Annotated in this window: 16 protein-coding genes; 1 reads left to right on the top strand and 15 read right to left on the bottom strand. The window is 41.5% G+C overall.

Annotation, left to right across the window (positions count from 1 at the left end):
* Positions 1-407: 407 nt before the first annotated feature.
* The 5 genes from gndA to mce form a co-directional block, all read right to left on the bottom strand.
* Complete coding sequence (gene gndA / locus LQ203_RS06990; RefSeq protein WP_230157091.1) at positions 408-1,820, bottom strand: NADP-dependent phosphogluconate dehydrogenase; 1,413 nt, start codon at positions 1,818-1,820, stop codon at positions 408-410.
* A 33-nt stretch (positions 1,821-1,853) separates the two neighbouring features.
* Positions 1,854-3,128, bottom strand: a complete 1,275-nt coding sequence (locus LQ203_RS06985) for a DNA polymerase IV (RefSeq protein ID WP_230156837.1) — start codon at positions 3,126-3,128, stop codon at positions 1,854-1,856.
* 328 nt (positions 3,129-3,456) lie between these two features.
* Complete coding sequence (locus tag LQ203_RS06980) at positions 3,457-4,578, bottom strand: tripeptidase T (RefSeq protein ID WP_230156836.1); 1,122 nt, start codon at positions 4,576-4,578, stop codon at positions 3,457-3,459.
* A 227-nt stretch (positions 4,579-4,805) separates the two neighbouring features.
* The gene (locus tag LQ203_RS06975; protein ID WP_230156835.1) at positions 4,806-6,356 is read right to left on the bottom strand and encodes a carboxyl transferase domain-containing protein; all 1,551 of its coding nucleotides are present in this window, start codon (positions 6,354-6,356) and stop codon (positions 4,806-4,808) included.
* Complete coding sequence (gene mce, locus LQ203_RS06970) at positions 6,353-6,775, bottom strand: methylmalonyl-CoA epimerase (RefSeq protein WP_230156834.1); 423 nt, start codon at positions 6,773-6,775, stop codon at positions 6,353-6,355. The genes LQ203_RS06975 and mce overlap by 4 nt, the downstream gene beginning before the upstream one ends.
* Positions 6,776-6,943: 168 nt before the next feature.
* Here mce and prli42 point away from each other — a divergent pair, with 168 nt between their 5' ends.
* On the top strand, positions 6,944-7,039 hold the full coding sequence (prli42, locus tag LQ203_RS27465; RefSeq protein WP_155727341.1) for a stressosome-associated protein Prli42: 96 nt from the start codon (positions 6,944-6,946) through the stop codon (positions 7,037-7,039).
* Between the two features lie 42 nt (positions 7,040-7,081).
* Here the strand turns inward: prli42 and LQ203_RS06965 are convergent, their stop codons facing one another.
* From LQ203_RS06965 to LQ203_RS06920, 10 genes are all read right to left on the bottom strand, one after another.
* A complete protein-coding gene (locus LQ203_RS06965) occupies positions 7,082-7,597 on the bottom strand; it encodes a L,D-transpeptidase (RefSeq protein ID WP_230156833.1) in 516 nt (171 codons plus the stop codon).
* 31 nt (positions 7,598-7,628) lie between these two features.
* Positions 7,629-8,618, bottom strand: a complete 990-nt coding sequence (locus tag LQ203_RS06960) for an aromatic acid exporter family protein (protein WP_230156832.1) — start codon at positions 8,616-8,618, stop codon at positions 7,629-7,631.
* A gap of 193 nt (positions 8,619-8,811) precedes the next feature.
* Positions 8,812-9,534 (bottom strand): amino acid ABC transporter ATP-binding protein, encoded by a 723-nt coding sequence (locus LQ203_RS06955; RefSeq protein ID WP_230156831.1) that lies wholly within the window; start codon positions 9,532-9,534, stop codon positions 8,812-8,814.
* Positions 9,527-10,186, bottom strand: coding sequence for an amino acid ABC transporter permease (locus LQ203_RS06950; RefSeq protein WP_230156830.1), 660 nt, complete (start codon positions 10,184-10,186; stop codon positions 9,527-9,529). Before LQ203_RS06950 ends, LQ203_RS06955 begins: the two co-directional genes overlap by 8 nt.
* A gap of 127 nt (positions 10,187-10,313) precedes the next feature.
* Positions 10,314-11,129, bottom strand: a complete 816-nt coding sequence (locus LQ203_RS06945; protein ID WP_290370540.1) for a transporter substrate-binding domain-containing protein — start codon at positions 11,127-11,129, stop codon at positions 10,314-10,316.
* Positions 11,130-11,450: 321 nt separating this feature from the next.
* Positions 11,451-11,888 (bottom strand): BrxA/BrxB family bacilliredoxin, encoded by a 438-nt coding sequence (locus LQ203_RS06940; RefSeq protein WP_230156829.1) that lies wholly within the window; start codon positions 11,886-11,888, stop codon positions 11,451-11,453.
* A gap of 211 nt (positions 11,889-12,099) precedes the next feature.
* A complete protein-coding gene (meaB, locus tag LQ203_RS06935) occupies positions 12,100-13,227 on the bottom strand; it encodes a methylmalonyl Co-A mutase-associated GTPase MeaB (RefSeq protein WP_230156828.1) in 1,128 nt (375 codons plus the stop codon).
* Positions 13,227-15,419: a methylmalonyl-CoA mutase gene (gene scpA / locus LQ203_RS06930; protein WP_230156827.1), complete on the bottom strand. Its 2,193-nt coding sequence runs from the start codon at positions 15,417-15,419 to the stop codon at positions 13,227-13,229. Before scpA ends, meaB begins: the two co-directional genes overlap by 1 nt.
* Before the next feature lies 1 nt (position 15,420).
* Positions 15,421-17,298, bottom strand: a complete 1,878-nt coding sequence (locus LQ203_RS06925; RefSeq protein ID WP_230156826.1) for a methylmalonyl-CoA mutase family protein — start codon at positions 17,296-17,298, stop codon at positions 15,421-15,423.
* Between the two features lie 818 nt (positions 17,299-18,116).
* A complete protein-coding gene (locus LQ203_RS06920) occupies positions 18,117-19,406 on the bottom strand; it encodes a dihydrolipoamide acetyltransferase family protein (RefSeq protein WP_230156824.1) in 1,290 nt (429 codons plus the stop codon).
* Positions 19,407-19,425 lie beyond the last annotated feature (19 nt).

Raw genomic sequence — 19,425 nt, 5'->3', positions numbered from 1 at the left:
ACTACACCCATTGATTTAGTACGTAATTAACCATGTTGTTTAAAATCCATAATTTAATAAAATAGCTCCCTCTCATTATTTTACAAATTTTGTTATATAACTATAATATCTCGAGAGATATACATACATGGGTAGAAGCTTTCTTTAAAGGATTTTTTAAAAAATAATTTTCCATACCATGGATAGACTTAGAACTTTTCTCATTATAAGAAATATTAAGATGATTCACTTTAAAAATATTTACTTGTATTTAAATTATCTTTACTATATTGGAATCCTTTCCTTCCAAGTACTGCAAAACCACTTCTACTTTATTTCAAAAAATCTCCCCATAAAAAATACACCTCCAATTGCTAGACTTTTGTCTAACAATTAGGGTGCAGTTCACTTTTAAGCCGGCTTGCTTTTTATTTTTCCATCCATTCGGTATGGAATGTTCCTTCTTTATCAATGCGTTGATACGTATGGGCTCCAAAATAATCACGTTGAGCTTGAATTAGGTTAGCTGGCAGTGTTTCTGTACGATAGCTGTCGAAATAAGCAAGTGCTGATGACAAGCAAGGAACCGGAATTCCGTTCATCACTGCTGTTGATATCACCTCACGTAAAGCTCCTTGGTAGCTTTCAACGATCCCTTGGAAATAAGGATCAAGAAGCAAGTTATTCAAGTTCGCTTCACGATCGTACGCTTCCTTAATTTTTTGTAGGAATTGTGCACGAATGATACAGCCGCCACGGAAAATCATTGCGATTTCACCATATTGCAAGTTCCAGTCACTTTCTTCGGATGCTGCCTTCATTTGTGCAAAGCCTTGTGCATAGGAACAGATCTTGCTCATATAAAGTGCTTTACGGATACTTTCAATCAAAGCCTTTTTATCTCCAGTAAATGATTCGGCTTTTGGACCGCGAAGGATTTTACTCGCTTCAACACGCTCGTCCTTGATTGCTGAAATAAAGCGTGCAAATACGGATTCCGTAATGATTGGAAGTGGAACACCAAGATCAAGCGCACTTTGGCTTGTCCATTTTCCTGTTCCTTTTTGGCCAGCTTTATCTAAGATGACATCGACCATTGGCTTGCCGGTTTCTTCATCATATTTTTTGAAAATATCAGCAGTAATTTCAATTAGATAGCTATCAAGTTCCCCATTATTCCATTCCGTAAAGACTTCATGGAATTCTTCAGCAGATAGTCCAAGAAGATTTTTTAGAAGGAAATAAGATTCGGAAATTAACTGCATGTCACCGTATTCAATACCATTATGTACCATTTTCACATAATGACCTGCTCCATCCGGTCCGATATATGTACAGCAAGCATCACCATCGACTTTAGCTGAAATATCCTTCAAGATCGGTGCAACAAGTTCATATGCTTCTTTTTGGCCTCCAGGCATGATGGACGGACCCGTTAGAGCTCCTTCTTCCCCACCTGAGACGCCTGTACCGATGAAATGGATGCCCAACTGGCTTAACTCCTCATTGCGGCGCTGAGTGTCCTTGAAGAACGTATTCCCTCCATCAATAACGATATCTCCTTTTTCAAGCAACGGTTTTAATTGCTCGATTGTTGCATCTGTTGCAGCACCGGCTTTAACCATCAATAAAATTTTGCGTGGTGTTTCCAGAGAATTGACGAATTCTTCAAGCGTATAAGTGGCATTTACGTTTTTGCCATCCGCTTCCTTCATCATTTCGTCTGTTTTTGCCCCAGAGCGATTATAGACGGAAATGGAATATCCTCTGCTTTCAATATTAAATGCAAGATTCTTACCCATTACGGCTAGTCCGATAACACCAATCTGTTGTTTTGTCATGATCATCTTTCCCTTCTCCATATCTTTACACAGCTATTCTTTGTCAAAAGAAGGATCGTTTCTCCTAGATTGCTCAAAGAAATCTTTACTGAAGCTAGTGTCTGTTCCAATCGAACGGTTCTTCAAGGGTAATCCCTTTTTAATAATATTTTCTCCGTACTTATTTTGCAAGTGTTCCATCGCTTCATACAGCGGTTCTTTTTCTGCATCCTCTTGAAAGGAGAAAATATCCAGTTGTTTGAAGGCCGAATCTTTCTCGATGACATCATAGGCAGTGACACCAAGAAGCCTGATTCCATCGCCATTCCAATTTTTCATGAAAAGATCGGTAGCTCCATCCAAAATATCCTTTTTTTCAAAAACTGGATTTGGAACCGTCCTGCTTCTTGTAATTGTGCGGCGGTCTTTGTAACGGATCGTCACACCTATTTTTTGGCCAAGCAGCCGCTTATTTTTCAATCTGACAGCAACCTTCTCTGAAAGCTTTTCCAATACACCGATCAGTTCTTTTTGATTGGTGGAGTCATGTGGAAGAGTTGTCGAGTTCCCAATGCTTTTATGGTCAAAAATCGATTCTGGATCTACAACCCTGGGGTCAATTCCATTCGCCCTATCTTTCAAGCGGATGCCATTGATCCCAAGTAATTGTTTCAGCTGGCTCTCATGTGCTTCTGCAAGGTCCCTGATCGTCATTATGCCGATTGTATGAAGTTTTTCCGAAGTCTTATCGCCGATGCCATGCATTTCAGCCACTCGTAAAGGCCAGAGCTTCTCATAAATATCTCTTTTCCTTAATACGGTGATTCCCATTGGCTTTTTCATATCAGAAGCAGTTTTGGCCAAAAATTTATTAGGGGCGATCCCTATGCTGCAAGGGAGATCCATCGTATTAAAAATTCTTTCCTGAATGCTTTTGGCTATTTCTAAAGGTGAACCCAATTCGGCGCATTCACTGATATCCAGATACCCTTCATCAATTGAAACGGGTTCAACCATCTCTGTGTATTGCCTCAAAACATCAAAAATTGCCAGTGATGCCTTTCGATAACGCTCGAAATTCGGTTTCTGAATGACTAATTGAGGACATAGTTTTTTCGCCTGCCAAATCGGCATGGTCGTTTTAACCCCGAACTTCCTTGCCTCATAGCTGCAAGTGACAATGATACCTCTTCGCTCTTCTACATTCCCTGCAATGGCAAGCGGTTTACCTTTCAATGAAGCATCATACGACATTTCCACTGAAGCATAGAAACTATTCATATCTACATGGAGAATGACCCTGCCATTTTTGGGATACATGTCCTTCATGCGTGAGCGTCACATCCTTGTAAAAATAAAAACCGCCGGATAATAGGACCCAAAAAATATTAGATCCCCACTTATCTTTGGTAACCACCGTAAAGAAGCTTCTACTCCAAGAAAAACAGCCATCATGTCATTGATGACTGTACATATATTCCTGCAATACTTTAACGCCTTCTAGAGATACGAGTTTTTGCGGATCAATGATAGTAATCAAACGGCTGCCCACATGGCAACCCCTGCCTATATCCAGTTTTTTTGTTTGTCTAATAAGTCCATCCGTTAAATCAAGTATTTCACGGGCTTGTACAACAAGTCACAGCGAGAAGGTTAATTATTCCCCGGATACTTCCTTAATGATGCTGACAACCATTTCAGCAAGCTTCGTTAATTCTTCAACTGGAATTCTTTCATTCGTAGTATGGATATCTTCATAGCCAACTGCAAGATTGACAGTAGGAATTCCAAAACCGGCAATGACATTCGCATCGCTACCGCCTCCGCTTTTAACCAACTCGCATGGACGACCGATTTTCTCCGCAGCCTTTCTTGCAACTTCGACAACATGATCACCAGCTCCATATTTAAACCCAGGATACATGACGGTAACTTCAACTTCAGCACGTCCACCCATTTCAATAGCTGCAGTCTCGAATGCTTCTTTCATTTTCGCTACCTGTATTTCCATTTTTTCAGGAATTAAGGATCTTGCTTCAGCCAGGATTTCAACATGGTCACAAACAATATTGGTTTGCTGTCCGCCCTGGAAACGTCCGATGTTGGCTGTCGTTTCTTCGTCGATTCGGCCTAACGGCATTCTTGAGATGGCTTTGGCAGCAATCGTAATCGCCGAAACTCCTTTTTCAGGAGCAACACCAGCATGAGCCGTCTTGCCTAAAATTGTCGCAGAAACTTTCGCCTGAGTAGGTGCAGCAACCACCACATTGCCCACTTTTCCATCACTGTCAAGTGCAAAACCGAATTTAGCCGTTACAAGGGAGCGGTCCAGTGCTTTTGCCCCAACCAATCCAGATTCTTCACCAACTGTTATGATAAATTCGATTGTCCCATGTTCGATATTCTGTTCTTCCAACACTTTAAGCGTCTCTAACATGACCGCTAATCCAGCTTTGTCATCCGCCCCTAAAATAGTTGTTCCGTCCGACACTATGTATCCATCTTTGATGGAAGGCTTGATTCCATTACCAGGGACAACCGTGTCCATGTGGGAGGTGAAATAAATGGTATCTACGCCTTCTTTCGTTCCTTTCAAAGTACATATTAAATTGCCTGCACCATGACCGGTAACTGCTGTTGTATCATCTTCAAAAACCTCTACACCTAGTGCCTTGAATTTTTCTTTAAGCACTTTGGCGATGGCAGCTTCATTTTTCGTTTCGGAATCGATCTGTACCAATTCCATAAATTCACTAACTAAACGTTCTTCATTAATCATAAAATAAAACCTCCAAAAAAGTTTTCCTCTTTAATTATACTGCTAAAAGCGGCGCTCCGGCAAATAATGTGAAACTGAAGAGCCCCCCGTTAAATAGAATGACGGCTATTCGCCTTCCAAACATTCGTTTAAAAATGGTGAACTAATGCCTAAGATTTCCTTCAAGAATGATAATTCCCCGTATAGCAAAGAGCCCCAAACAATTGTTTTGGGCTCCAGCAATCAAATCACAACGGAATATTGCCGTGCTTTTTCCATGGACGCTTTTCTTTTTTGTTGCGAAGCATTTCCAGAGATTGAATGATCTTAATCCTAGTTTCACGAGGATCAATGACATCATCCACCATACCAAGACTTGCAGCTACATACGGATTAGCGAACTTCTCACGGTATTCTTCAATTTTAGCTTCACGAGTCGCTTCCGGGTCTTCACTATTTTGAATTTCACGGGCAAAAATGATATTTGCCGCCCCCGCTGAACCCATTACCGCGATTTCGGCATTTGGCCATGCAAATGTAAGATCAGCACCGATAGATTTACTATTAAGCGCCACGTAAGCACCTCCGTAGGCTTTACGAAGAATGATCGTCAATTTTGGCACTGTTGCTTCGGAATAAGCATATAGCAGCTTTGCCCCGTGGCGGATAATCCCGCCATGCTCTTGCTTGACGCCTGGAAAGAACCCTGAAACATCTTCAAATGTAATTAACGGAATGTTAAACGAGTCACAGAAACGAATAAAACGGGCAGCCTTATCGGATGAATCAATATCCAGTCCCCCTGCCAATACTTTTGGCTGATTACAGACAAGTCCAACTGATTTCCCTTTGATCCGCGCTAATCCTACCACTATATTTTTCGCAAAGCCCTCTTGGACCTCCATGAATGAATCCTCATCGACAATTTGCTCCAATACTTTCCGAACATCATATGGCCGGATCCCTTCATAAGGGACAACATCCGTCAAGTCCGGACGATAGTCATCTCCATCGTCCGCTTCCAGAACCGGCGGCTTCTCTTCATTATTTTGCGGCAGATAGCTCAGAAGACGCCTGACGTCTGCCAATACTTGTTCTTCAGATGCTCCCTTGAAATGTGCATTACCGCTAATAGTATTATGTACAGTGGCTCCACCCAATCCTTCAGATGAAATCTTTTCTCCTGTAACCGTTTCAATGACTTTCGGTCCTGTGATGAACATTTGACTTGTTTTTTCAACCATGAAGACAAAGTCCGTTATGGCTGGGGAATATACGGCTCCACCAGCACAAGGTCCCATGATAACGGATATTTGAGGGATGACCCCTGAATATATGGAGTTCCGATAAAATATTTGACCATAACCGTCTAGAGAAACCACACCTTCTTGAATACGTGCTCCACCAGAATCGTTCAATCCTATGAAGGGGGCTCCGTTTTCCGCTGCCAAATCCATAACATTGGCAATTTTCAGAGCATGCATTTCCCCTAGAGCTCCGCCAAATACAGTAAAGTCCTGTGAAAAGAGATAAATGTCGCGGCCGTTTACTTTTCCATAACCAGTGACAACCCCTTCTCCCGGTCCTTCTTCCTTTTCCATGCCAAAATTGGTGTTACGGTGCTTGATAAAAGGATTCAGTTCAATGAAAGTTCCCGGATCAACCAAGAGTTCGATTCTTTCCCTTGCCGTAAGTTTCCCTTTTTCATGCTGCTTATCGATTCTTTCTTCACCGCCGCCCATTTCCACTTTACGGCGTCTGTCATATAAGTCATTGATCGTTTCATATATGTCTGTCATTTCTGCTCCTCCTTTGATTCAGCTCGTTCACAAAGCTCATATAAAACACCCGCAGTAGACTTGGGATGAACGAAAGCAACATCAGCATGATGCGCTCCCTTTCTCGATGAATCATCAATCATGCGTATTCCGGATTCTTTAATTTCTTTAATTCGATCTTCGATATCATCGACGCCAAGTGCAACATGATGGATGCCCTCCCCGCGTTTTTCAATGAATTTAGCGATCGGGCTCTCCGGTGATAACGCTTCCAATAACTCCAAACGGGTATTGCCTGCCAAGATGAAGGCCACTTTTACTCCTTGGCTCTCCACTGTCTCAATTCCCTCGAGTTCCAACTTCAGCGTTTCCGTATAAAGTGGCAAGGTTTCATCTAGTGACTTGACGGCAATACCGATATGATCAATATTTTTTATCATCTTTTAAACCCCCATGTTATGTATGCTTGAATGATTCTATTAAAATACTTCTATTCTTGCATGAAAGCCTTTAAGATTCGAAATAATATGAACATTATACTTTTACTTGTTTCTCCTAAATGTTCAAGTTAAAATGAAATCAATTAATCTGTTTGAGGGAGAGAGCATATGGGAAATAAAAAAATAAGAAAAATCGTTGTGTATTTAATGCTTATCTCAATGTTATTAACGACCCTATTATCAGGTATCGCATTTCTTTTGTAATAGATATCACAATGGGGAGGGGAGCTAAAAGCTTCCCTCTTTTTATTTTATCGCTCCGTTTTTCTTTGCCAAGGTCTTAAAATCCTCTTTCGATATGGTGATTAACACCTTTGTACCGATAGGGACTTCTTCGTACAATCGCTCTACATCGGATTTATGCATCCGTACACAGCCATTTGAAATGAATTTCCCCACTGACCACGGCTGATTCGTTCCATGTATTCCATAAATCCTGCCATCGGTATTTCGTGCGTCAAATCCAATCCACCTCGATCCCAAAGGGTTCCTGGGATCGCCGCCCGGAATATTCTTTTTTCGATAATAGGGATTGACCGCTTTGACCTTGACCGTAAAAATCCCTTCTGGTGTCAATTCCTGACTCTTTCCCGTACCGACAGGCAAAATCTCCTTGACCTCGTTATCATCAATGAAAGCCAATTTATTGTTGGCTTTATTGATGATGATAAAAGGATCGCCAGGCTTAACCGAATGAGGTTGAGCTTGTACGTGTAGAGGCAACAAAGATAGCATAAGCATTAAAGTAAGGATCCATTTCATTCGCATCCATTCCTTTACTTTTTTGCTTAGTTTAAGCCAAGTGCCTCTTTTTCATTCGATTATTGACTTGCTTAGGCAATCCTTTGAAGGAATGCTTTAACAATAAATAGCGTTCCATTTCCTTCATGAGCTGCAGTAATGCGGCCCTTGATTCAAACTCTTCCCGTGTATGCGGAAGTGCCATTCCCCTAAAAAACAGCTCCATTTTTTCAAGCTTTTTCAGATAAAGAATGGCCGTATTTTGAGGATGGACGTTTTCTGCCAGATCTTCTATAAAATCAGCCAATATCCCGCTTTGCTTGACGACCAACGGAATATTTGTGACTAGAGGAAGAATTCGCTCAATTATTTCAAATTGCTTTTCACGCATTTTGAAATAATGGTAATACAGGTCTTCTTCCCTTAAAAAATGATTTTCCACGTCCCTGAAAGCAAGGCTTTTGGCTTGATTAAGAAGATTGGCCGTTTCAGTTATTTCCTTTCCATCCCATGTGTGATCGTTATCCCTTAAATAGCGGACAATCCCCATCAAGATCACACTAAAGTTAGTTTCGATACTTTCCTGATAGGCAAGCAATTTTTTATCAACGCTGGGCATGTACAGATTCATCACAAGCGCCACTCCAACCCCAACGGCAATTAATATCGTTTCATTGAGCAGCAGAGCGAAAGTGATGTGACCCGCCCCATATAGATGCAAGATGATTACACTGCTTGTTACGATCCCCTCATTAATCTTCAAGGCAACTGTCGTCGGAATGAAAATCAAGAGGATCAACCCTATTATCAGCGGATGGAACGCGATGAACTGAAACAATAGGGATGCATAGGCCATTGCGATCAAACAAGCTAAAAACCGGTGCCAGGAGGCATACACCGACTTCTTTTTTGTAACTTGAATGCATAAAATCGTAATGATTCCCGCAGCCGAAAAATATTCCAGGTTAAGCATTTGTGCAATAATAATTGCCAAGGTAGCCCCCAAAGCAGTTTTAATCGTTCTGTATCCGATTTTAAACATTGTTATGTATCACCTGGCTCTTTCACTATCTATTATAATACTATCAGGATTTCAGATATTTTTACAGACCTTTGTTAATGAATTTCCTTATTTTTCAGCATAAATTCACCGAAAGTTACATTATATGAATAAAATAAAAAAAGGTAACTATTTCGTTACCTTTTTTTCATTATTATATAGTATATGCCTCGGCTTATAAAACTTTTTCCAAGAAGTCTTTTGCACGCTGGCTTTTCGGATTGGAAAAGAATTCTTCCGGAGCACTTTCCTCAACGAGCAGGCCCTGGTCCAAGAATAGTACACGATCTGCCACTTCTTTAGCGAATCCCATTTCGTGCGTTACGATCAACATGGTCATCCCTGTATGTGCCAGTGACTTCATGACATCTAGTACTTCTTTTACCATCTCGGGGTCTAGCGCTGAAGTCGGCTCATCGAACAGCATGACTTCCGGATTCATTGCCAATGCCCGTGCAATGGCGACCCTTTGTTTTTGTCCGCCTGATAGACGGTTTGGATAAGACGATTCTTTATCGGCCAAACCGACTTTAGTCAAGAGCTCACGAGCTTGCTTCACTGCCTCGGCCTTTGATAATTTTTTCACCTTCATGGGTGCATATGTCAGATTCTCCAGCACGGTTTTATGAGGAAATAAATGAAAATGTTGAAATACCATTCCGACATTTTCACGCACTTTCATGATGTTCGTCTTTTTTCCAGTGATCATTTGATCTTTAAACCAAATTTGACCATCAGTTGGAGTTTCCAGCAGATTGATGCAACGCAGGAAAGTTGACTTTCCCGAACCGGATGGACCGATAATGGCTAACACTTCACCCTGTCCTATCTCGGTGCTGATTCCTTTTAAAACCTCGAGCTTACCATAATTTTTTTTGAGTTCATCAATTTTAATCACTGCGTCTCATTCTCCTTTCAATCACTTTGCCCAAGATGGTAAGAACCATAACCATCACATAATAAATGAGACCGGCAAATAAAATCGGCTCGAAGAATTTATATGTCTCACCGCCGACAATATACGAACGGCGCATGATATCCCCCAATCCAATAATTGTGACGACGGCTGATTCCTTCGTTAAGGAAATCAATTCGTTCACAAGGGACGGCAGGATATTCTTGATGGCCTGCGGAAGGATGATATTGAGCATCATCCCTGAATAGGGAACCCCAAGCGCAAGCGCAGCCTCACGTTGTCCTTTATCGACCGCTAAAATCCCTCCCCTGATAATCTCAGAGATGTATGCGGCAGAGTTCAGGCCGAATGCTAAAAATGCGGCTTCGAATGCTTCGATTTGAATCCCCAATATTTGCGGCGAACCAAAATAAATTAGCATTAATTGCAGTACTAAAGGGGTACCGCGAAAAATGGAAGTATAAAAGTCAGCAATCCAATTCAATGGCTTAATTCTGCTGATTTTAAGTATAGATAAAAATATTCCCAAAACAAAACCGATTACAGCCGCAACCGCTACAACCTTTAATGTAGTCGGTATTCCCTCCAGGATATATGGTAGGGAAGGTATAATCCTTTCAAATTCCAGATTCACTCCATTCATCCTCTCTTATGAAAGCCGTTATCCTAGGCCTTCCTGCTTCATTCTACAAACAATAAAGCGCGGAAAAACGCTCAGAAGGCATATTAAAACACTTCTGAACGCTTTTCATCTCTCTGTATTATTTAGATTCGCTGTCACCGAACCATTTTAGAATTAATTTTTCCATTTCACCATTTTCTAACATTTTTTTCAATTCGGCATTGAATTCATCAGTTAACTTGCTTCCTTTTTGGAAAGCGATTGCCGAGCCGGCATCTTCTTCACCAGATTTGATTAAATAGCCAACCAAATCTTTATTGTCTTTTAAATAGCCTTTTGCCACGGTATCTTCCATGATCACGGCGTCAAAACGTCCTGTAGACATTTCTTGAACAACCTCAGGAATACGATTCCGTTTTTCAATTTTCATCCCGAGATCTTTGCTTTTATTCAAGTCGGTTGCCAATGTTTCCTGAATGGATGCTAGCTGTACGCCTACCGTTTTCCCTTTTAAATCTTCAACAGTTTTGATTTTACTGTCCTGTGTCGTAATGATCATGTTTTTAGCTGTATAGTAAATATCACTGAAATCAACGGATTGCTCACGTTTTTCTGTAGGTGTCATTCCAGAGATAACAAAATCGACGGATTTGTTTTCTAGCGCCGGAACAAGACTATTAAAGTCGATGTCCTTCACTTGAACCTCATAACCTAATTTTTTACCGATTGCCTTAGCGATATCAATGTCAAATCCTTTAATTTCATCGCTTTTAGATGTTTCAACAAATTCAAACGGTGGATAATCCGCAGATGTTCCCATTACAAGGACCTTTTTATCTTTGTCTTCATTGCCAGCTGTGTTTTTATCTTCTTTCTCTGATGTACCGCATGCCGCTAAAATACCTACTAATAAAACAGAAGTAAGCAACAATGCTAACTGCTTTTTCAACTTCATAATTATTCCTCCAAAATGATATTTTCAATTCTCTTGTTATTAAATTTGGTATAGGTTAAAATATCAATTAATTTGAATAACTAATATTCATACACTAATGTGTATTTTAACACACTCTAATAATTATTCAATAACGTAAATAATAGATTCACTTTTCAGAATATTAACATAGTTTATTTTTGAGACTCGCACGTTCACTTCAAAGCGAATATATATGGTTCCCTTATCTTTCTTCTTTCCTAAACGTTCCTTATTTATGCAAATTGTTGAATAAAAAAAACCCGCCTATTGGACGGGTTTTTTACCTAATAGCAAAATGACTTATACTTCTTCGCAATATTCATCGAAGTAGTTTTGCAATTTTTCAACTACGGACATCGGGTGATGCCCTTCAATCTCATGGCGTTCTATCATCGTGATGATTTTGCCATCCTTCAGTAAAGCAAATGATGGAGATGACGGCGGATATCCTTCGAAATAATCACGAGCTTTCTCCGTTGCCTCTTTATCTTGCCCTGCAAAAACCGTTACAAGCTGATCTGGGCGTTTATCATTATGAATCGCATGAGCCGCTGCCGGTCTAGCGATTCCTCCGGCGCAGCCACAAACGGAGTTGACCATTACAAGTGTAGTTCCTTTTTGTGCAAATACTTCTTCTACTTCCTCGGGAGTAGTTAATTCTGTATATCCAGCAGTCTTAATTTCATCGCGAGCTTGTTTGACTACGTCGTTCATTAAAAAATTAAAATCCATATTCATGGTTTATGCTCCTTCCAAGTTTTCTCTTCAATCCTATCATAACAATTGCCCCATCGTGATTCAATAAATTTACCTGCTAATTCTGCATAAAGGTTTCCCAACAAGTTTAAAACGAGATGAATGCGGGAATTACATATGTAACAACAAGGAGACTTCACTTCATAATGAAGGATGGGGCATGCGTGAGAAGCATGCCCCATCCTTTTCTTTTTTAATCTGTTTTAAAGGTATCCTTAAAAGATTGAAAGACCTGCTTAACAGCAGCAGTGACCGTTTTATTCCCTGACATCACTTGATTCTCGAGTATAGGGAGCAGACCTTTGACGGTTTCATTTTTATAGAACATCGCTTTAAGCTGGTGATCCATTAACGAATACAGCCATTCCTTTGATTGCATTCTTCTCCGTTCTTGGAAAACACCCGATCCCTTGGTCATAACGGAAAATTCATTTAATGCATCCCAAAGCTCAGGAATTCCTTTACCGGTTATGGCAGAGCAAGTATAGGCCTTTCCCGCCCATCCCTTAGTTGCTGGCTGAAGGAAGTGCAAGATTCTGCTATATTCGGACTTTGTACGAATTGCAAGCGGAATATTCTCGCCATCCGCTTTATTGACTACAATTCCATCAACAAGTTCCATGATCCCTTTTTTCATTCCCTGTAATTCATCCCCTGCACCCGTTAGGACAAGGAGCATGAAGAAGTCGACCATGCTTCTCACGATTGCTTCGCTTTGGCCGACACCAACCGTTTCAATCAGAATGACATCAAATCCTGCCGCTTCACAAAGCAACATCGTTTCCCTTGTTTTGCGATGAACTCCTCCTAAAGTACCTTCGGATGGCGAGGGTCTAATGAAGGCATTTGGATTTCTCGCCAGCTCTTCCATCCTCGTCTTATCGCCCAGTATACTTCCCCCATTGACCGAAGAGCTTGGATCGACCGCAAGAACTGCAACCTTATGGCCCCTGTCACATAAGTAGGTTCCAAACGTCTCTATAAACGTACTTTTTCCGGCACCGGGCACTCCGGAAATCCCGATTCGAATCGAATTCCCTGTATGTGGAAGGATAGAGTGCAATAATTCCTGCGCATGATCAAAGTGGTGTGGAGCATTGCTTTCAAGCAGTGTAATCCCTTTAGCCAGCCTGGCCCTATCCCCTTTTATGATTCCCTCTTTAAGTTCTTGGATCGGTATGGTTACATTTTGTTTTTTGACGAATTTACTTTTTGAAGCTTTGTTATGGCTGGCTTCTAATTCCACACCTGGTTTTAATGATGAAGCAAAACCTTCCTGATTGTTAAGATCGACCCATTCCGGCTTCTTGTCTTCACTCATTATTGGGCCACTTCCTCATAACCGAGGCGATTGTATATTTCCTGAAGCACTTTTTTCGCTGCCTGCGGAATGACTGTACCAGGTCCAAAAATGGCGGAAGCGCCATTTTCCATCAAGTAATCATAATCCTGTGCAGGGATGACACCGCCGACGATCACGATAATGTCTTCACGACCCAATTTTTTCAACTCCGCCATAAGCTGCGGCAACAATGTTTTATGGCCTGCAGCAAGTGAACTCATGCCGACTACATGCACATCATTTTCCACGGCCTGTAAGGCCGTTTCCTCTGGTGTTTGGAATAATGGACCGATATCGACATCATAGCCTAAATCCGCAAACCCCGTTCCTACTACTTTAGCTCCACGATCATGACCGTCCTGACCCATTTTAGCCATTAACAAACGCGGTCTTCTTCCTTCATTTTCAAGGAACTCTTCCGTCATTCGGACGACTTCCTCGATTTCTGCTTCTTTAGAGTATGCGGAGCTATACACACCGCTGATAGAACGGATCGTTGCTTTGTGACGTCCAGCCACTTCTTCGATTGCATCAGAGATTTCCCCTAGTGATACCCGTACTCTAGCAGCCTGTACAGCCAACTCAAGCAGGTTACCCTCACCTGTTCTAGCAGCCATGGATAGTTCTTGAAGTGCTTCATCCACCTTTGCCTGATCCCGTTTCGCTTTTAATTCACTCAACCGCTTAAGCTGGCTCTCACGAACTGCGGTATTATCAATTTCCAGTATTTCAATCGGATCTTCTTTTTTCAAACGATATTTATTGACGCCGACGATCGTTTCCTCTTGAGAATCGATTTTCGCCTGACGTTTTGCTGCCGCTTCCTCGATTCGCATTTTTGGAAGGCCGGTTTCAATTGCCTTTGCCATCCCTCCAAGCCCCTCGATTTCTTCTATGTGAGACCAAGCACGTTCTATTAGTTCATTCGTGAGCGATTCTACATAGTATGATCCAGCCCATGGATCGATGACCTTTGTAATTCCCGTCTCCTCCTGCAAATAAAGCTGTGTGTTACGGGCAATGCGGGCCGAGAAATCAGTTGGCAGTGCAATAGCCTCATCCAGTGCGTTCGTATGCAAGGATTGTGTATGCCCAAGCGCCGCAGCATGTGCTTCAATCAAAGTCCGTGCGACATTGTTAAACGGATCCTGCTCGGAGAGGCTCCAGCCTGAGGTTTGGGAATGAGTCCTTAATGCCATTGCTTTCTTATTTTTCGGTTCGAATTGTTTCATCAGTTTTGACCAAATGAAACGAGCTGCCCTCATCTTCGCCACTTCCATGAAATAGTTCAATCCTACAGCCCAGAAGAATGACAGTCGTGGTGCAAACTTATCGATATCAATGCCTGCTTTCATGCCTGTACGTGCATACTCAAGACCATCAGCCAACGTATAGGCTAGTTCAATATCCGCCGGTGCACCCGCTTCTTGCAGATGATAACCAGAGATGGAAATGGAATTGAATTTGGGCATGTATTTGGATGTATACTCGAAAATATCTGCTATGATTTTCATGGACATTTCTGGCGGATAGATATACGTATTCCGAACCATATATTCCTTTAAGATATCATTTTGAATCGTACCTGAGAGCTTATCCTGTGTAACGCCTTGCTCTTCAGCTGTCACGATATAAAATGCCAGAATGGGTAATACTGCACCATTCATCGTCATTGACACTGACATTTGATCTAGCGGGATTCCGTCGAACAGAATCTTCATGTCAAGGATGGAATCAATGGCTACTCCCGCTTTTCCCACATCACCGACAACGCGCGGGTGATCGGAGTCATAACCACGGTGTGTAGCTAAATCAAAGGCAACTGAAAGCCCCTTCTGCCCCATAGCCAAGTTACGTCTGTAAAACGCATTGGATTCCTCAGCAGTCGAAAAACCTGCATACTGACGTACCGTCCAAGGACGATTGACATACATCGAAGGATAGGGGCCTCTTGTAAACGGAGCGATGCCTGGTACACTTTCCATATGTTCCAATTCGTGATTATCTTCTTTAACGTAAAGCGGCTTGATTTTTATTTGTTCATTCGTTTCAAATAGGAGATCATCAATATTAAGCCCAACAGCCTTGGCAGCTTCTTTTTTCCAAGCTTCTACCGTCCCTTTAGTCTCAGTCTTGGCAGGATTAATAGTAGAAAAATTCGGTTTTTTCATTTCAGTTCACCCCTAGCTCATGCAATAGCTCTCTTAAAATGGCTATAGCATTCGTTTTAACATGAATAAAATCTTTGACACCGGCCTCACTTAGCGTCATTTCCAGTTCTTCCTGCTGCTTGCCAGCAATATAAATATTGATTGAAGGAAATTTCTTTTTAATTTCTTTCATGATGTTCGCCGCTAATTCGGAGTAGTCTTCATCACTTCCACAAACACAATAGATGGGAAGATTGGTCGCAGCAACAAAATCGACTGCTTCAGTGATCGATTGACAACCTTTACTCCCTACTGTTTCAATGCCACCTGCTGCACCCAGCCCCTTAACAAAATCAGCGCGAGGTTTATAGGATTTAAGGTCTTTCAAATTAATCATTCCGAACGTCGGAGCCGTTCCATTACTTTCTTTATATGTTTCACTACGCAGTCTTAACTGTTCAAACTGAACCGATACCCGATCCAGGATAATGGGCGTAATATCAACCGGCTTCACCACTTTCATATATGAAAGATCGTTATCCTGTGGTGAAATTTTAATTTTATCCGAGGGATTCGGATACACATTCGTTCCGATGATACTTTCTTTTCTAAATGCCGCATTAAGGACTCTTCCTTGGTAAACTTCAGCTATTTCTTTCTGGAGGATGCCCTGCTTGACCAGTTCGATGATCCCTCCTGCTTCATCGATTTCAAGGAATTTCGCCCAAGCCTTTTCAGCCAATTCATCCGTTAATTGCTCAACATACCATGAACCGCCTGCAGGATCGACAACCGACGTGATATTTGTTTCTTCTTTTAAAACCAGGTGAGTGCTGCGGGCAATTCTTTCTGAAAAATCATCAGATTCACCACTTGCGTGATTAAATGGATGAATTTGAAGGTATTGAATGCCTCCAATGGCGGCAGCGAATGCCTGGTTGGTGGTCCGAAGAATGTTGACGTGTTTATCATATAGCGTTTCTGTCAATTCGGACGTAACGGCATGTATGGCCATTTTAAAATAGTCCGGAGCTGTATCAAAGGCTTCAGATAGACCGGCCCATAGCCTCCTGGCCGCCCGCAGTTTAGCGATTGACATGAAGTAGTTGGAATCCACTGCAAAAGAAAAAACGATTCTTTCGGAAACTTCAGTAATTGAGAGTCCTTGTTTTTGCCCTTCCAATACATATTGGACGGCTGCCGATAATCCGTACGCGATTTCTTGTACGGCGTTAGCTCCTCCATTATGGTATACAGACGTATTAATCAGGATGGTTTTTAAATCTGGACCTACCTTTTGATAGTCTTGGATCGTTTTCAACCACTCTGCAAAATATTGGTCCGTATCTTCAGGTAACTGACCGCAAATGAGCCATTCTGCAATCGGATCTTCCGCAGCTACTCCTGTCAATTGGACATTCTGTGATTCTGCAACAGCTTTAAATTGCGGGAATAAATCTTTTTGTTTTCCCTTAAGGTCAATGAAAATCGGGATTTCCTTTAATGGGATATCCTTAAGCAATTTTTCAACCCTTGCTCCCTCAGCGAGCAATCGCGCAGGGTATGCCACGACATTTTGACCGCGCTTGAATGACGCACGCATTTTATCATTTGCCTCTTCAGCTGTGATACCGCTTACAGGTTGGACGACAAGCCAAGGCTTTTCATAATAACCCGCTGGAGACGTACCGCGGGTGAAAGGAAAGAATCCTGGCAATTCCGCTGCATTGTTTTTCGAATCTGTATTTTCTGTATAGAGCGGATATAGAGTGATGCCCTCATATGTATTCGTTTTTAATTTTTCTACACTTTTACCTTTTAAACTGGCTTCCACAGCTTCTTTCCACTCTTCATAAGAAGGCTTAGGAAAGGTTATGTTTTTTACATCTTTCAGTTCCATCTGTAATCGCTTTCTTATCGTCTGACGTTTAAAACGACCTACCCATTCTTCGGGAGAACGAACGCTCAGTCAGTTTAGATAAGAAAACTACCCTCCCATCAATTTGATCTGATAAAAATATATTCCTTATTTCAATATGCAAAAATAATGCCAAAAGATAATATCATTGAAGAGATTGCTTTCACGTGTTAACAAATGAAAAAAGTGTCCATTTTTGTGAACAATAAAAAGAAATGTATCTTATACACAAGAAATTGTCCGGTTTTGCACACAGATAAGGATGAATGATTGCTTTTTTACAAAGACCAATGCCCAGCTATTAAAATAATCAACAATGTATTATCTTTTATGAGTTAGAGTCAGTTGTGTATTAGAACAGCTCTCTATAAAATAATAAGCATAAAAAAAAAATTTGTCGATGTTTTTCTACATAGAATAGAATTTTATTCCATTAATAGGTACAGATTAATCGAGTAGAAGGAGGCGCCTAGCCTCCTCCCTCTCATACAACCATATGGTTCAGGAAACGGCAGATCAGTTTAAGTCTTACTTAGTATTGTCATTCTATTTACTTTGGTTCTGTTGTTTCCCTGATTCAAAGCTTATGGATCTTCTTTGACTTCGACCGAAAGACGTTCTTTTACAGGTAGGATCATGCATCTATTTCTCATAGTTAACCTTTGGCTGCTCATCCAATTATACCTTTCATGAAGCCACCACTACCGCCTTCATGGTGAGAGCCGCACCGTATAGATTAGACCCATGCCGGGCACACCATAAAAAAGAGGATACCATTAAGGTTATCCTCCTTTAATTTTTTAATATATGGGCGTGTTATCTTTGGAAATCTTTTCAATGATCTCCTTAACCCTTGCAAGGAAACGGCCGCAAACCAGTCCGTCCAAAACACGATGATCCAGTGATAAACAGAGATTCACCATGTCTCGTACAGCAATCATGTCATTGATGACCACTGGCCGTTTTACAATCGTTTCAACTTGTAAAATAGCTGCCTGTGGATAATTGATGATTCCCATGGACTGAACAGAACCGAATGAGCCAGTGTTATTGACAGTGAACGTGCCACCTTGCATGTCCTCTGCTTTTAACTTGCCTGCCTTCACTTTGGATGCAAGTTCTTGTATCTCCCTTGCAATCCCTTTAATGGATTTTTCATCAGCATTTTTTATGACCGGGACAAATAGGGCATCTTCCGTTGCAACAGCTATTGATATATTGATTTCTTTCTTTTGAATGATCTTATCGCCTGCCCACATCGAATTGAGCTCTGGAAATTCGGTAAGAGCTTGAGCGACCGCTTTTACAAAAAAGGCAAAATACGTTAAGTTATATCCTTCTTTTTGTTTAAAATCGGATTTGAGATTATCACGCAACTTTACCATATTGCTTGCGTCAACTTCCACCATTGTCCAAGCATGCGGAATTTCGTGCTTACTTTTTAACATATTGGACGCAATTGCCTTACGTATGCCGGTAACCGCTATTTCCTTGTCGCCTGCAACAGTCGGTACGTTTGTTACTGAACTGGTTTGACGATTAACTTGAGGGGCAATCTCTTCATGAGTCGAATCGGATATTGCTGCAGGTTCATCCGCCTTAGGAAGTGTGCCGGATTCAACAAGTTTCAGTAAATCTTTACGTGTGATCCGCCCCTCACTTCCCGTTCCTTTTACTTTTGAAAGGTCGATCCCATGCTCCTGGGAGAGTTTTAACACTGCCGGTGAGAAGCGAGCTTTTCCTGACGGCTCTCCCACTGGCGGCTGTATATCTCTTGTTACGGCTGCATCAGCGTTTTCCTCTCCATGAGAAATCTCTTGCCCTTCATTTTCGTTATCCGTCTTTGCCGTTTCAACTTCAATCGAGCAAATGACTTCTCCGACTGCCAACGTTTGATTCTCATCCGCTTTCAATTCTTTGATGATGCCGGTAAAGGAAGAAGGAACCTCAGCATTTACTTTATCCGTCATCACTTCAGCTAACGGATCGTATTTCGTTACATGATCTCCAGGCTTTACAAGCCATTTACTGATGGTTCCCTCTGTGACACTTTCGCCCAGTTGAGGCATCTTCATTAATTCCATAGCCATGAATCGTTCCTCCTTCTTA

The sequence above is a fragment of the Peribacillus sp. Bi96 genome, from assembly GCF_918698115.1.
Classification (GTDB): Bacteria; Bacillota; Bacilli; order Bacillales; family DSM-1321; genus Peribacillus.
This window is presented reverse-complemented; position numbering and strand designations above follow the sequence as displayed.